The sequence below is a fragment of the Acidovorax sp. Root219 genome (assembly GCF_001428665.1).
Classification (GTDB): domain Bacteria; phylum Pseudomonadota; class Gammaproteobacteria; order Burkholderiales; family Burkholderiaceae_C; genus Acidovorax.
The window spans coordinates 56,287-71,671 of the sequence record NZ_LMIJ01000004.1 but is presented as its reverse complement, the minus strand read 5'-3'; the positions used below and the strand labels follow the sequence as shown (position 1 = coordinate 71,671).

Here is a 15,385-nt window from a genome sequence, read left to right as displayed (position 1 = left end):
CTCAGCGGATGCCTTCCTTGCGCAAATGGTTGTTCACCGGTCTGCTGGTCATCGTGCCCGGTGTCATCACCGCGTGGGTGCTGCACTGGATCGTCAGCACGCTGGACCAGACCCTGCAGATCCTGCCGGAGAACTGGCACCCGGACAAGGTGCTGGGCGTGCACGTGCCGGGCTTCGGCGTGGTGCTGACCCTGGTGATCCTGCTGGTGGTGGGCGCGGTGGCCAGCAATTTTGCCGGCCGCAAGCTGGTGCAGTGGGGCGATGCCCTGGTGCACCGCATCCCGGTGGTGCGCTCGATCTACTCCAGCGTCAAGCAGGTCTCCGACACCCTGTTCGCCGAAAACGGCAACGCGTTCCGCAAGGCGGTGCTGGTGCAGTGGCCGCGCGAAGGCGTCTGGACGGTTGCCTTCGTCACCGGTGCGCCCAATGGCGAGATTGCGGCCTACCTGCGCGATGAATTCGTGAGCGTGTACGTGCCCACCACCCCGAACCCCACGGGCGGCTATTTCGTGATGCTGCGCAAGAGCGACTGCGTCGAGCTCGACATGAGCGTGGACTCGGCGCTCAAGTACATTGTTTCGATGGGCGTGGTGGCCCCGGTCGACCCGACCATCCAGCTGCCTCCCAAGTAACCCTTTCTCTCTCAATGCGCCCGAGGGGCGCCGGAAGTTCTGCCATGGCCATGCGTTCCCACTATTGCGGTCTTGTGACCGAAGCCCTGTTGGGCCAAACCGTCACCCTGTCTGGCTGGGTGAACCGCCGCCGCGACCACGGTGGCGTGATCTTCATCGACCTGCGCGACCGCGAAGGCTATGTGCAGGTGGTGTGCGACCCGGACCGCGCGGAGATGTTCAAGATCGCCGAAGACGTGCGCAACGAGTTCTGTGTGCAGGTCAAGGGCGTCGTGCGGGCCCGTCCTGGCGGCACCACCAACGACAAGCTCAAGACCGGCCAGATCGAAGTGCTGTGCCATGAGCTCAACGTGCTCAACCCCTCGGTCACGCCTCCGTTCCAGATCGACGAAGAAAACCTGAGCGAAACCACGCGCCTCACGCACCGCGTGCTGGACCTGCGCCGCCCGTACATGCAGAACAACCTGATGCTGCGCTACCGGGTGACCATGGAAGTGCGCAAGTTCCTCGACGCCAACGGCTTCGTGGACATCGAGACCCCCATGCTCACCAAGAGCACGCCCGAAGGCGCGCGCGACTACCTGGTGCCAAGCCGCGTGCACGACGGCCACTTCTTTGCACTGCCCCAGTCGCCCCAGCTGTTCAAGCAGCTGTTGATGGTGGCCGGCTTCGACCGCTACTACCAGATCACCAAGTGCTTTCGCGACGAAGACCTGCGTGCCGACCGCCAGCCCGAGTTCACCCAGATCGATATCGAAACCTCGTTCATGGAAGAGCAGGACATCCGCGACATGTTCCAGGGCATGATCAAGACGGTGTTCCAGAACACGCTGGGCGTGGACCTGGGCGAGTTCCCGGTCATGACCTACCAGGACGCGGCCTATCGCTTCGGCTCGGACAAGCCTGACCTGCGCGTGAAGCTCGAATTCACCGACCTGACCGACGCCATGAAGGACGTGGACTTCAAGGTCTTCTCCGGCGCGGCGAACATGAAGGGCGGCCGTGTGGTCGCCCTGCGCGTGCCCGGTGGTGCCAAGGAAGGCACGGGCCTGTCGCGCGGCGAGATCGACGCCTACACCGAGTTCGTCAAGATCTACGGCGCCAAGGGCTTGGCCTGGGTCAAGGTCAACGACCTGTCCAAGGGCCGTGATGGCCTGCAAAGCCCCATCGTCAAGAACATCCACGATGCTGCGATCGCAGAAGTCCTCAAGCGCACGGGCGCGCAGGACGGCGACCTGGTCTTCTTCGGTGCCGACAAGGAAAAGATCGTCAACGACGCCATCGGCGCCCTGCGCATCAAGGTCGGCCACAGCGAGTTCGGCAAGAAGAACGGCCTGTTCGAAGACCGCTGGGCACCGCTGTGGGTGGTGGACTTCCCGATGTTCGAGTTCGACGAGGACAACCAGCGCTGGAATTCGGTGCACCACCCCTTCACCAGCCCCAAGGATGGCCATGAAGACTGGATGGTCACGGCGCCCGAGAAGTGCATTTCCAAGGGCTACGACATGGTGCTCAACGGCTGGGAAATGGGTGGCGGCTCGGTCCGTATCCACCGCGCCGACGTGCAGCAGAAGGTGTTCGACGCCCTGAAGATCTCGCCCGAGGAAGCCCAGGAGAAGTTCGGCTTCCTGCTGGACGCGCTGCAGTACGGCGCGCCCCCGCACGGTGGCCTGGCCTTCGGCCTGGACCGCATCGTGACGCTGATGACCGGCGCCGAGTCGATCCGCGACGTGATCGCCTTCCCCAAGACCCAGCGCGCCCAGTGCCTGCTCACGCAGGCCCCATCGCCCGTGGACGAAAAGCAGCTGCGCGAGCTGCACATCCGCCTGCGCAACGTGGACGCCGTCAAGGCGGCCTGAGCCGGGTTCAACCCGTCACTCCCATGACTGGGTATCTCTGATAAGAAGCGGTAGCGGCCATTGGCCGGTGCCGCTTTTTTCATGGCCCATGCCTACGGTGCCCTTCCCCCTTTCGAATCGAGTCGAGGTTCCCCATGCGCTCTTCCGTGAAAGCCCCCCTGGCCCTGCTGCTCGTGGCCCTGCTGCTGGCCGGCTGTGGTGAAAAGAAGACCGAACTGGGCCAGGGCGGCTCGGTCGTGTCCGGCTCCGCCGGGCCTGCGGGCGCCAAGGATGCCGCCAAGGAGCTCACGCAGTGCACCCAGCCCGTGGCCACGCTGGCCCTGGCCGAGAACCCCAACGGCTACACCGTCTCCAGCAGCTACCAGCTGCCGGCATCGCCCGTGCCGCTGATCCGCCTGATCGCCCAGCAGAGCGGCTGCTTTCGCATCGTCGACCGCGCGGCCGGACTGCGCGGCACGGTGCAGGAGCAGGAGCTCAAGGACGCAGGCATCCTGCGCAAGAACTCCACCGTGGCCAAGGGCAAGGGCTACGAGGCGCAGTACACGCTGACGCCGAGCCTGACCTTCAGCGAGCAGGACGCGGGCCGCAGCATCGCCGGCGTGATCGCCATGATCCCCGTGCTGCGCGACATCGCGGGTCTGGTGGGCCTGGCCGAGCAGGTCAAGTTCAAGGAGGCGCAGACCGCGCTCCTGCTCACCGACAACGAGACCACCGAGCAGGTGGCCGCTGCCACCGGCGCCGCGCGCACCACCGACCTGGGCGCGGCGGGCCTGCTCTGGGGGCGCATGGGCGGGGCCGGCGGCGCCGGCTGGAGCAACACCAATGAAGGCAAGGTCATCGCCGCTGCCTTCCTTGATGCGCACAACAAGCTTGTGACCCAGGTACAGCAGTTGCAGGCCAAGGAACTGCCGCCACCCGTGGCGACCAAGTCAAAGCCCTGACCTCGGGCCCATGGGCCTGTTGACGATCTATCCGGGCCCTGGACAGATCGTCTTGGCGTGCCCCGAAGCAAGAGGTCTCGCCGCATGCTGCGGAGTCCCTGCCGTCAGCCTTGCGCCAAGCTGGGCAATATATTTGCAAAAGGCATGCAATATGCTAGTTGGAGGGCCGCAGGCCCCGCCGCACAATGCAGTGTCACCGGGCCCATCGCGCAAAGGACTTTTCCCGTGCAATCCTCCCCGAATTCCTCCGAACAGTGGCTGCGCTACATGCCGTCCGCCCAGCACCAGCGCCAGGAGCTGCGCCTGGTCGAAACTGCCTGGGACCAGCTCTCGTTGCTGTCCTCTCTGTCGCTGCTGTCGTCCAAGGCCTCATCGGGCGGTGACCTGGCCCAGGCGCGCAGGGACTTCGCGGCCCTCTCCAGCGATCTGATGCAGGGCCTGGTCAGCGAGGCCCTGAAAAACCGCACCGAAGACCTGGCCGCCCGCGCCCAGGTGTGCATCGACGTGCTGGTGCGCAACCTGTTCGAGCGCACGGCCGACATCGGTTTCTTTGCCACCGACGTGGGTGTGGCCGAGTACCTCGCCGACCCGGACCCGTCCCTGCGCCCACTGATCGAGGCGCGCCTGGCCGAGTACGCCAGCAAGTACACGGTCTACGGCAATATCTTCCTTTTCGATACCGACCTGCAGCCCTGTGCCAGCCTGCGTGCCGTGAGCCCGGTGGGCGGGCTCGACCAGGTGGATGCCGACGCCGCCTTCCTGCGTTCGGTGCTGCAAAGCGATGCGGGCTATGTCGAGCACCATGCCATGCATGGCTTTTGCGGCACCGGGGCCGAAACCCTGGTCTATGCCCGGCGTGTGCACTCGGGCGGGCGCATCGTGGGCGTGCTGTGCCTGGAGTTCAAGCTGGCTGATGAGATGCCGGCCATCTTCGACTCGGTGCAGCAAGAGGACGCACAGGGCACCCTGCAAGGCAGTGATGTGGTGCTGGCCCTGGTCGATGCCTCGGGGCGCGTGCTCATGTCGGGCGACCCGCTGCAGCTGCCGGCCGGCTGGCTGTTGCCCCAGGCGTGCAGCGCTGGGGTGCATGCGGTGCGCCATGCCAGCCGGCGCTACCTGATGGCCGTGCGCGATACCCAGGGCTTTCAGGGCTACCAGGGTCCGGGCTGGCGCGGCGTGGCGCTGCTGCCGCTGGACATTGCTTTCGACGAGGCCTCGCACGACGAGCGCAGTGCGCTGGCCAACGAGCTGTCGGGCCAGGCACAGCTGCTGTCGCAGGAACTGCGCGAGATTCCGCGGCGCTCGGCCGCCATCCAGTCGGCGCTGGAGCGCTCGGTCTGGAATGGGCTGCTGGAGCTCAACCAGATCGGCGATGCGGGCGATGGCGGTGGTGGTGGCCGGGATGCAGCGGCCCCGCGTGAGCTGTTGTTTGCCAAGACGCTGCTGTCCGAGATCGGTGCCACCGCGCGCAAGACCGCGCAGGCCTTTGCCAGTGCCCTGCAAGACCTCTACAGCGTGGTGCTGCGCTCCCTGCTGCGCGACGCCCAGGGCCGCGCCGCACTGGCCATGCAGATCCTGGACCGCAACCTCTACGAGCGGGCCAACGACTGCCGCTGGTGGGCGCTTACCCCGCAGTTCGCCCGCACCCTCGCCGCAGGCACCCAGGGCTGCAGCCAGGCCACGGCGGTGCTGGCGGAGATCAACAGCCTGTACACGGTGTATGCCTGCCTGGTGCTGTTCGGCACCGATGGCCGGGTCGTCGCCGTCTCGCAACCGGGGCAGGCCCACCAGGTGGGCACCCGGCTGGACGAGGACTGGGCGCAGCGCTGCCTGCGCCTGCAGGGTAGCCAGGCCTACACCGTGAGCCGCTACGAGGCCAGCCGCTTCTACGCCGAGGGTCCCACCTTCGTGTATGCCGCAGCTGTGCGGGCCGACGTCGGCGACGGGATGGGCCGCAGTGCGGGTGGACCGGTGCTTGGCGGCATCGCCATCGTCTGGGATGCGGCCAACCAGCTCCAGTCCATCCTGGATGACTGCGCCGTGGGCACGGGCGCGCGCGACACGCTGGCCTTCGTCGATGCGCAGGACCGCATGGTGCGCGCCAGCGGTGACGCGGCGGTTCTGCAGGCACCCGAGGCCATCGCCACCAGCCGCCAGGGCGGACGCACGGCTGCGCTCGGCGGCCATCTGTACGGCATGGGCCAGGCGCGCGGCCAGGGCTACCGTGAGTTCCGCACCAGCGATGGCTACGACCATGGCCTCGGCTGCCTGGTGCTGCGCCACTTGTGCGAGCGCCGCCTGGCAACCCCTCCCGCGCCCATGGTCAATGCGCATGCGGGCGCCGCACGGGCGGAGTCCGGTCATCGGGTGCAGATGGCGACCTTCCTGATCGGCTCCCACTGGCTGGGGGTCGAGGCGGCCCAGGTCGTCACGGCTGCCCCTGACGTGGCGGTGCTCCATGGCGGGGGATCGCGCGTTCCTTTCCTGGGGCTCGCGCAGATCGGCGAGCGCGTCTACTCTGTGGTGGACCTGCGCAGCGTGGTGGCAGCGGGGCCGGGCGATGCGCCCGTGCTGCGTGCGGCCGACCCCAACCGCCAGATGGTGCTGGTGCGTGTGCCGCTGGAAGGTGGCGGCACGCGTGAGTTCGTCCTGCGCGTCGATGCACTGGGTGCCATGCTCGACCTGGACCGGCGGGAGCTGCGCCCTGTGGGCATGGCCGCCGGGCCTGCGGGCACTGCGTTGATCGATGCCGTGATCCCGGTCCCCACCGCTGGCGGCAAACAGGCCCCCGGCTTGCTGTGCCGCATCTCCCCGCAATGGCTGCTGCAGTGCGCCATGGGCGCGCTGGCCGACGGCCCTGCGCACGACGTCGACGCTCTCGTGGCTGCTGCATGAGTGGCCAGGAGGCTGGGGCGCGGCCTTTCAAGCTGCCGCAGTCCGTGCTGGTCGTGGTGCATACGCCAGCCCTCGACGTCCTGCTCATTCGCCGTGCCGACGGGGGTGAGCACTGGCAGTCCGTCACCGGCAGCAAGGACCGCGAGGACGAACCCTGGGAAGCCACCGCGGCGCGCGAGGTGCAGGAAGAAACCGGCATCGACGTGCAGGCCAGCGGCTGCGTGCTGAGCGACTGGTACCTGGAGAACGTCTACGACATCTGGCCTCAGTGGCGCCACCGATATGCGCCGGGCGTGGTGCTCAACCGCGAGCGCGTCTTCGGCCTGTGCGTGCCTGCAGGCACGCCCGTGGTGCTGAGCCCACGCGAACACGTGGCCTGGCAGTGGCTGCCCTGGCGGGATGCGGCGGAGCGCTGCTTTTCTGCCAGCAACGCCGAGGCCTGCCTGCTGCTCCCGCGCTTCAGCGGCGCTGGGGCAGCACCTTGACCAGGTGCTCCGCAAAGCCCTCGGCCGCTGGCGAAGTGGCGCGCTGCGTGGGGCTGTACAGGCACACGTAGCGCATGGCCTCGGGCGCCAGGATGCGCCGGCGCACCAGCCCGAGGGGCTTGGCCAGCGCACCCACGTAGTCGGGCGCCAGCGTGGCGGCCACGTCGGCGGCGGCCAGGCCCAGCGCGGTGGAGATGTTGTCCACGATCTCCACCGGCGTCACGCGCTGTTCGCTGGGCAGGCCGGTGTGCATCTGCGCCACGCTGCGCTCGTGGTCGCGGCCGGCAGCCACCAGCGGGTGGGCATGCAACTGGTGCCAGGTCACGCTGCGCTGGCGCGCCAGCGGGTGCACAGGGGCGCACCACAGCACCCAGGGGCTCTGAAACAGCTGCGTGCGCGCCACGTCGTCGCCGCAGGCCCGGTCCGGGCCCAGGGCCAGGTCGGCATCGCCACTGGCCACGGCGTCGACCAGCTTTTCCACCGGCACGTCGCGGATGTGGATGCGCACCTTGGGGCGCTCCTGCAGGTAGGCCTTGATGGCCTGGGGCAGGATCACGCTGGCCACGACCAGGGGCGCCGCAATGCGCACGATGCCCGCCGCGCGGTTGCGCACGTCGCTGGCGGCCGATTGCGCCATGCGCAGGTGCTTGAGCACCGACTCGGCCGAGCCCAGGAACTCGCGCCCGGCGCTGGTGATGGCCACGCGGCGCGTGCTGCGCTCGAAGAGCTTGAAGCCGAGCGCATCCTCCAGCTCGCCCACGAGCTGGCTCACGGCCGAGGGCGTGAGCGCCAGCCGGTCCGCCGTGGCCGTGAAGCTGCGCATCTCGGCCACGGTGACAAAGGCTTCGAGCTGGCGCGGCGTGAAGTGGGGCAGGGAGATGGCCATGGCCATTCATTAGACCACCTTCACAATCCGTAAGAAAGCATTGATTGTGGTCCGCAAGGTCGCTGCAGATACTTCGCGGCAAGGCGCAGAACGCGCCAGCAACGAGACAAGCAGCACCCGATGATCGCCGTCCCCACCGCAAGCACCCTGGCCTCCCTGCGCGCAGCCTATGCCGGCCGGCTGTGGACCGAGCCTGCGGACACTGCACCGTTCCTGACCGACTGGCGCGGCAAGTGGACCGGCCCCGCACTCGCTGTTGCACAGCCGGCGGACACGGCCGAGGTGGCGCAACTGCTCGCCTGGTGCCATGCGCACGGCGTGCCCGTGGTACCGCAGGGCGGCAACACGGGGCTGTCGGGTGGGTCGGTCCCCGAGGCAGCAGGCCAGCCACTGCCACTGCTGCTGTCCCTGACCCGCCTGAACCGCGTGCGCCATGTCGATGCGCTGAACAACACCCTGGTGGTGGAGGCCGGCGCCACGCTGCAGCAGGTGCAGGACGCTGCGCGCGCGGCCGGGCGCCTGTTTCCGCTGAGCCTGGCAGCCGAGGGCTCGTGCACCATCGGCGGCAACCTGGCCACCAACGCCGGCGGCGTGCAGGTGCTGCGCTACGGCAATGCGCGCGAGCTGTGCCTGGGGCTCGAAGTCGTGACGCCCGAGGGCGAGGTCTGGAACGGCCTGCGCACCCTGCGCAAGGACAACACCGGCTACGACCTGCGCGACCTGTACATCGGCTCCGAGGGCACGCTGGGCGTCATCACCGCTGCCGTGCTCAAGCTTTTCCCACTTCCTGCGGCCCAGATGGTGGCGCTGGTGGCCGTTCCCTCGCCGGGCGATGCCCTGCAACTGCTGGCGCTGGCCCAGCAGCGCCTGGGCGCATCGCTCACCGCGTTCGAACTGCTGTCGGACACCTGCATGGCGCTGGTGCTGCACCATGTGCCGGGCAGCCGGCGCCCGCTGGCCGAGGCATCGCCCTGGTACGTGCTGCTGGAGATCTCGGTGACCGGCGCCCAGGCAGATGCCCAGGCCGGTGCGGCGCAGGCCATGGAAGACCTGCTCGGTGCGGCGATGGAAGCCGGTTGGGTGGCGGACGCGGCCCTGTCCACCACGCTTGCGCAGTTCGAGGCCCTGTGGGCGCTGCGCGAGAACATCTCCGAGGCGCAGGGCGCCGAGGGCCCGACCATCAAGCACGACATCGCGCTGCCCATCTCGCGCGTGCCCGAGTTCATCGCCGGCACCGATGCCCTGGTGGGCGCTGCCTTCCCACAGGTGCGCCAGGTCACCTTCGGCCACCTGGGCGATGGCAACCTGCATTACAACGCGTCGCCCGCCGCCGCCGGCCCGCTGGATTCCGCCGCCAAGGCCGCCTTCCTGGCGCTCGAAGGCCCGCTGAACCGGTTGGTGCACGACGCCGTCCACGCCCTGGGTGGCTCCATCAGCGCCGAGCACGGCCTGGGCGTGCTGCGGCGCGATGAATCGGAGCGCTACAAGGCGCCGCTGGAGCTGCGCCTGATGCAGCGCATCAAGTCCGCGCTGGACCCCGCCGGCCTGATGAACCCGGCCAAGCTGCTGCCCGAAACCCCTGTGGCCCATCGCCCCTGATGGCCTTGTCATCCCTCTGGAGAAACGCCCTGTGAGCACCGACACGCTGAACGTCGCCGGCATCGCCGTATCGCCCCACCACTACATCGACGGCCAGCGCGTGGCCTCGGACCTGCGCTTCGACCTGCACTCGCCCATCGACCAGGCGCTGCTGGGCCGCATCAGCGAGGGCTCGCCCGCGCATGTGGATGCCGCCGTCACTGCCGCAGCGCGCGCCTTCCCGGCGTGGAGTGCGCTCACGGCCGCCGAGCGCAAGCCCTACCTCGACCGCTTCGCGGCCGAGATCGGCCAGCGCGCCGAGGCCTTCTGCACGCTCGAATCCAGCGACGCGGGCGTGCTGCTTTCGCGCATGAAGCACGGCGTGGTGCCGCGCGCCATGCTCAACATCACCTGGTTCGCCGAGCATGCACTGAACCTGCAGGACCGGCCCATCGAGACCGAGCAGGCCACCCACCTCGTGCGCCACGACCCGGCCGGCGTGGTGGCCATCATCACGCCGTGGAACGCGCCGCTGATGCTGGCCACCTGGAAGCTCGGCCCGGCGCTGGCAGCAGGCAACTGCGTCATCATCAAGCCGCCGGAATGGGCGCCGCTGACCAGCAGCCTGCTGGCCGACTGCGCGCACGCTGCCGGCCTGCCGCCCGGGGTGTTCAACATCGTGCAGGGCGCGGGTGCCAGCACCGGTGCGCGCCTGGTCAGCGACCCGCGCCTGGCACGCATCTCGTTCACCGGCTCGGTGCCCACGGCCAAGTGGATCGCGCAGTCCGCTGGCGCCAACCTCGTGCCCTGCAGCCTGGAGCTGGGGGGCAAGTCGGCCTTCATCGTGCTGGAAGATGCCGACATCGACAACGCCGCCGCCACCGGCGCGCTGATGTACCGCAACGCCGGCCAGGTGTGCCTGGCGGGCACACGCTTCCTGGTGCACCGCAAGGTGCACGATGCCTTCGTGGCCGCGCTGCGCGGCTATGTCGAAAAGCTCACCGTGGGCGACCCGCGCGAGGCGGCCACCGAGGTCGGCCCCATCATCCACCCGCGCCAGGTCGAGCGTGTGCACGGCTTCGTGCAGCGTGCCGTGGCCGACGGCGCTACGCTGCTCTGGGGCGGTGCGCACCATGCCTTCGGCGCGCAGTACTACCAGCCCACGCTGCTTGCCGGTGTGCGCCAGGACAGCGAGATCGTGCAGAACGAGGTCTTCGGCCCGGTGCTCACCTTGCAGGCCTTCGACAGTGACGAGGAAGCCATCGCCCTGGCCAACGGCACCGACTACGGGCTGGGCGGCGTCTGCTACGGCGAAACGCAGCACGCCAGTGCCGTGGCGCAGCAGGTGCGCACCGGCTTCATCTGGGTCAACAGCTTCGGCATCCGCGACCTGGCCGCGCCCTTCGGCGGCATCAAGCGCAGCGGCGTGGGCCGCGAGGGCGGGGACTGGAGCTTCGAGTTCTTCTGCGACGTCAAGGATGTCGTCATCCCCAAAAAGCCTTTCCGCGCCAGCTTCAGCCACCGCTGAGCATTACCTACACACAGGAGACACACACCATGGGAAGCATCGTTGGCGCCGCCATCGTCTCGCACCACCCCGGCCTGATGCAGTGCGAAGAGTTTCGCGTGCTGCAGGGCGCGGGGGCCGACTCGGACCTGATACCCGGCTATGCACGCCTGCGCGAACGCATCGCTGCGGCCCGGCCCGACGTGGTCATCATCTTCGACTCGCACTGGTTCACCACCGGCTACCACCTGGTGGACGGCGCGCCGCGCTACCAGGGCATGTTCATCTCCGACGAGATGCCCTGGTACCTGCACGGCGTGCCCTACGACTACCGGGGCCACCCCGACCTGGCGCTCGAGATCGAGGCCGTGTCGCGCGAGCACCAGGGCTACAACCGCGTCATCAACCACCCCGACCTGGGCAAGCAGTACGCCACCATCAACCTGGTCAAGCACCTGCGCCTGGAGCGCAGCGACACGCCGGTGGTCACCGTGAGCTCGTGCCAGAACTGCGACTGGCGCCATTTCCTGAAATCGGGCGAGGCGATTGCCGAGGCCGTTCGCCGCAGCGACCTGCGCGTGCTGCTGCTGGCATCGGGCGCGCTGAGCCACAAGTTCAACCCCATCGACTGGAAGCCGAACCACCCCCGTATCTTCCACGAGAGCAATGTCTCGCGCCCCGAGAACATCGTGAGCGACAAGGGCGCCATCGCTCTCATGGAGCAGGGCCGCCACGACATGGTGCTCGACCGTTGGCAGGACGAGTACCGCAAGATGCCCTGGGAGGCCTTCGGCGCGCACTACCTGCAGATGCTGGGCGCCATGGGCGGGGCCGACTGCCGCGCGCGCGGCGTGGCCCTGTCGGCCTACGAGAACGCACGCGGCACGGGCAACGTGCACATGTGGTTCGATGGCGAAACGCAAGCGGTGGAGGTGGCGGCATGAACTTCGAATTCCCGGTTACCGAACTGCCCGCCGTGATGCGCGGCCCGCGCGTGGAGCGCCGCCGCGTGCTGGTGGGCGGCAGCGCCTGCTGGGGCACCATCGTGGAAGAGGGCGCGAGGCAGGGGCAACTGCGCCTGGACGATGGCCGCGTGGTGGACCCGGCCAGCCTGCAGCACCTGCCGCCGGTCGCGCCCAGCAAGGTCATCGCCGTGCACATCTCGTACAGCTCGCGCAGCTTCGAGACGCGCAACCAGCCCAAGCCGACCGAGACGCCCACCTACTTCACCAAGCCACCGACCTCCGTCAACGGGCATGGATGCGAAATCCACAAGCCCGCCGACAGCCTGTACCTCAACTACGAGGGCGAGTACGCCGTGGTCATCGGCAAGACCTGCCGCAACGTGCTGCCCGACGAGGCCTGGGACTACATCGAAGGCTTTTGCCCGGCGCTCGACATGGGCCTGCAGAACTACCGCGACACCGACCAGGGCAGCATGCTGCGCGTGAAGGGGGCGGACACGCTGCTGCCCATCGGCCCCGGTATCGTGCGCGGCGTGAACCTGTTCGCACAGACGCTGCGCACCTACCGCAACGGCCTGGTGGTGCAGGAGGCACACATCGGCGACGAGACCATCTGGGGCCCGCACTACGTGGTGGCTGACATTGCGCGCCACATCACCCTGGTGCCGGGCGACGTGATCCTGATGGGCACGCCCTGCCATTCGCGCTCAGTCGACCCGGGCGACTTGGTGGAGTGCGAGATCACGGGCCTGGGTCGCCTGGCGGGCACCGTGGTCGCCATCGATGCGCCGCGCGCCTCGGCACTGGGCGTGGGCCACCAGCCCACCGACAGCCCCGAGGTGCGGCGCGTGGCCTGCGGCTTCGACGAGCGCGTGCCCGAGCATCTGAAGGCCAATTACCGCCAGGCTGCGAAGAAGTAATCCATAAGAACCATCGGAGACAGAGCATGAAGAACCTTTCCCCCACAACATCCCGCCGCAACGTACTGCACCTGGCTCTGGCCAGTGCAGCGGGCGCCGTGCCCTTCCTGGCCCAGGCCCAGGCGCTCGACACCGTGAAGATCCTGGCCGGCTTTGCTGCCGGCGGCACGGTGGACACCCTGGCGCGGCGCGTGGCCACCCAGATCACGGGCGGTTACGCCAAGTCGGCCGTGGTGGAGAACAAGACCGGCGCGTGCGGGCAGATCGCCATCACCACACTCAAGGCCGCTCCGGCGGACGGCGCCACACTGCTGGCCACGCCCATGTCCATGCTGGGCATCTACCCCCACACCTACAAGAAGCTGCCCTACGACCCCGTGGCCGACGTGACGCCCGTCTCGCTGGGCGTGGTGTTCGACATGGGTTTTGCCGTGGGGCCACAGGTACCCGCCTCGGTGAAGACCGTGCCCGAGTTTCTGGAGTGGTGCAAGGCCAACCCCACGGGCGCCAATTTCGGCTCGCCCGCACCGGGCTCGGTGCCGCACTTCGTGGGCGAGCTGATCAGCCGCGCCGGCAAGGTCGACATGCGCCATGTGGGCTTTCGCGGCTCGCAGCCGGCCATTCTGGACCTGCTGGGCGGGCAGATCGCCGCCGTCTCGGCCCCGGTGGGTGAGTTCTTGCCGCACCTCTCAGGCGGCAAGATCCGCGTCCTGGCCACCTCGGGCGCCACGCGCAACAAATTCATGCCCAATGTCAGCACGCTGATCGAGCAGGGCTACAAGGACATGGCCTACAACGAATGGTTCGGCTTCTTCCTGCCCGGCAAGGCGCCGGCCGACGTGGTGGCCAAGGCCAATGCCGCTATCCGCACCGCGCTGGCCGACAAGGACGTGGTCGCCGGGTTGGCGGCCATGGGGCTGGAGGCGCGTTCGTCCACTCCCGCTGAGCTGGCGGCGTTGCTGAAGGCCGATGGCGACAAATGGGGTCCCATCGTGAAAGCCATTGGCTTCACTGCAGAATCCTGAGGACTCCCCATGCTTGACGATGCATTGATCCAGCAGCTCGCTCTTGAGCTGCACCAGGCCGAGAAGACCCGCGTGCAGGTGGAGCATTTCTCCAAACGCCACCCCGGTATGACGGTGCAGGACGGCTATGCCATCTCGCGCGCCTGGGTGGCGATGAAGATCGCCGAGGGCCGCACGGTGCGCGGCCACAAGATCGGCCTGACCTCGCGCGCCATGCAGGTCGCCAGCCAGATCACCGAGCCCGACTTCGGCACCCTGCTGGACGACATGTTCTTCGCCGAGGGCGGCGACATCCCCATGCAGCGTTTCATCCTGCCGCGCGTGGAGGTGGAGCTGGCATTCGTGCTCAACAGACCACTGCGGGGTGAGCCGGGGCGTCCGCCGGTGAACATCTTCGACGTGCTGGCCGCCACCGAGTACGTGGTGCCCGCCATCGAGATCATCGATGCGCGCATCGAGCAGCACGATCGCCACACCGGCGCGATGCGCAAGGTGTTCGACACCATCTCGGACAACGCGGCCAATGCCGGCATCGTCACCGGCGGGCGCCCCGTGCGGCCCGACGCGGTGGACCTGCGCTGGTGCGGCGCGCTGCTCTACAAGAACGGGGTGATCGAGGAATCGGGCCTGGCCGCTGCGGTGCTCAACCACCCGGCCACCGGCGTGGCCTGGCTGGCCAACAAGCTTGCGCCCTATGGCGAGGGGTTGGAGGCGGGCGAGGTGGTGCTGGGCGGCTCGTTCACGCGGCCCGTGGCGGCTGCCGCGGGCGACACCTTCCATGCGGACTATGGGCCGCTGGGCAATATCGCCTTCCGCTTCGTTTGAGGGGACTGCCTTGCATACACCCGTGAACACCTTCAAGCAGGCCCTGGTCGCGCGCACGCCGCAGATCGGCCTGTGGTTCGGCCTGGCCAGCGGCTATGCGGCCGAGCTCGTCGCAGGGGCTGGTTTCGACTGGCTGCTGCTTGACGGCGAGCACGCGCCCAACGACGTGCCGCGCATGCTGGAGCAGCTGCAGGGCATCGCCAGCGCGCGCGCCATGCTGGGCTCTGGCCCGGACCCGGTGGCCCGCGTGCCGGTGGGCGACACGGCGCTGATCAAGCAGTACCTGGACATCGGCGCGCTGACCCTGTTGGTGCCCATGGTGGACACGCCCGAGCAGGCCGCGCAGCTGGTGCGTGCCATGCGCTACCCGCAGGACGACGGGCAGGGCGGCATCCGCGGCATGGGCGCGGGCCTGGCGCGCGCCTCGCAGTGGATGCGCTATCCCGGGTATCTCAAAGAGGCCAATGCCCAGGCGTGCCTGCTGGTGCAGGCCGAGAGCACGCTGGCCATCGAGAACCTGGACGCCATTGCGCACACGCCGGGCGTGGATGGCGTGTTCTTCGGCCCGGCCGACCTCTCGGCCAGCATGGGCCATGTGGGCAACCCCGGGCACCCTGAGGTACAGGAGGCCATCGAGAGCGGGATACGCCGCGTGCTGGCCGCCGGCAAGGCCCCCGGCATCCTGATGGCCGATGAAAAGCTGGCGCGCCGCTACCTGGAGCTGGGCGCCGTCTTCGTGGCCGTGGGGGTGGACACCAGCGTGCTGGTGGCCGCCACGCGGGATCTGGCGGCGCGGTATGGGCGGGCGCTGCATCCCGCGCAGCCACAGTCTCCAGTGGCAGGCGCCTCGGTCTACGGCTGACAGCC

13 protein-coding genes are annotated in these 15,385 nt (G+C 68.5%); 12 read left to right on the top strand and 1 reads right to left on the bottom strand.

The annotated features are described in order from the left end of the window. Positions 1-8 precede the first annotated feature (8 nt). The 5 genes from ASE28_RS04780 (at position 9) to nudB (ending at position 6,812) form a co-directional block, all read left to right on the top strand. Entirely contained in the window at positions 9-632 is a 624-nt protein-coding gene (locus tag ASE28_RS04780; RefSeq protein WP_057204902.1) for a DUF502 domain-containing protein, read from the top strand. Between the two features lie 44 nt (positions 633-676). Further along, positions 677-2,491 (top strand): aspartate--tRNA ligase, encoded by a 1,815-nt coding sequence (gene aspS / locus ASE28_RS04775; RefSeq protein WP_057265103.1) that lies wholly within the window; start codon positions 677-679, stop codon positions 2,489-2,491. Between the two features lie 134 nt (positions 2,492-2,625). After that, positions 2,626-3,432 carry a CsgG/HfaB family protein gene (locus ASE28_RS04770; protein WP_057265101.1) on the top strand — a complete coding sequence of 269 codons (807 nt, stop codon included), beginning with the start codon at positions 2,626-2,628 and terminating at the stop codon, positions 3,430-3,432. A gap of 225 nt (positions 3,433-3,657) precedes the next feature. Continuing rightward, complete coding sequence (locus ASE28_RS04765) at positions 3,658-6,327, top strand: chemotaxis protein CheW (protein WP_235516043.1); 2,670 nt, start codon at positions 3,658-3,660, stop codon at positions 6,325-6,327. Then, complete coding sequence (gene nudB, locus ASE28_RS04760) at positions 6,324-6,812, top strand: dihydroneopterin triphosphate diphosphatase (RefSeq protein WP_057265099.1); 489 nt, start codon at positions 6,324-6,326, stop codon at positions 6,810-6,812. The genes ASE28_RS04765 and nudB overlap by 4 nt, the downstream gene beginning before the upstream one ends. Here nudB and ASE28_RS04755 read toward each other — a convergent pair. Continuing rightward, on the bottom strand, positions 6,787-7,692 hold the full coding sequence (locus ASE28_RS04755) for a LysR family transcriptional regulator (protein ID WP_057265283.1): 906 nt from the start codon (positions 7,690-7,692) through the stop codon (positions 6,787-6,789). The two genes, nudB and ASE28_RS04755, sit on opposite strands and share 26 nt — an antisense overlap. A gap of 126 nt (positions 7,693-7,818) precedes the next feature. Between ASE28_RS04755 and ASE28_RS04750 the strand changes: the two genes are divergently transcribed. The 7 genes from ASE28_RS04750 to ASE28_RS04720 are packed head-to-tail and all read left to right on the top strand — an operon-like array spanning position 7,819 to position 15,380. Then, on the top strand, positions 7,819-9,297 hold the full coding sequence (locus ASE28_RS04750; RefSeq protein WP_057265097.1) for an FAD-binding oxidoreductase: 1,479 nt from the start codon (positions 7,819-7,821) through the stop codon (positions 9,295-9,297). A gap of 31 nt (positions 9,298-9,328) precedes the next feature. After that, positions 9,329-10,804, top strand: a complete 1,476-nt coding sequence (locus ASE28_RS04745) for an aldehyde dehydrogenase family protein (RefSeq protein WP_057265095.1) — start codon at positions 9,329-9,331, stop codon at positions 10,802-10,804. A gap of 29 nt (positions 10,805-10,833) precedes the next feature. Then, positions 10,834-11,727 (top strand): extradiol ring-cleavage dioxygenase, encoded by an 894-nt coding sequence (locus ASE28_RS04740; RefSeq protein WP_057204886.1) that lies wholly within the window; start codon positions 10,834-10,836, stop codon positions 11,725-11,727. After that, positions 11,724-12,668, top strand: coding sequence for a fumarylacetoacetate hydrolase family protein (locus tag ASE28_RS04735; protein ID WP_057204883.1), 945 nt, complete (start codon positions 11,724-11,726; stop codon positions 12,666-12,668). The genes ASE28_RS04740 and ASE28_RS04735 overlap by 4 nt, the downstream gene beginning before the upstream one ends. Before the next feature lie 26 nt (positions 12,669-12,694). Then, positions 12,695-13,693 carry a Bug family tripartite tricarboxylate transporter substrate binding protein gene (locus ASE28_RS04730; RefSeq protein ID WP_057265093.1) on the top strand — a complete coding sequence of 333 codons (999 nt, stop codon included), beginning with the start codon at positions 12,695-12,697 and terminating at the stop codon, positions 13,691-13,693. Positions 13,694-13,702: 9 nt separating this feature from the next. Then, on the top strand, positions 13,703-14,518 hold the full coding sequence (gene hpaH / locus ASE28_RS04725; protein WP_057265090.1) for a 2-oxo-hept-4-ene-1,7-dioate hydratase: 816 nt from the start codon (positions 13,703-13,705) through the stop codon (positions 14,516-14,518). Between the two features lie 10 nt (positions 14,519-14,528). Continuing rightward, positions 14,529-15,380, top strand: a complete 852-nt coding sequence (locus tag ASE28_RS04720; protein ID WP_057265089.1) for an aldolase/citrate lyase family protein — start codon at positions 14,529-14,531, stop codon at positions 15,378-15,380. Positions 15,381-15,385 lie beyond the last annotated feature (5 nt).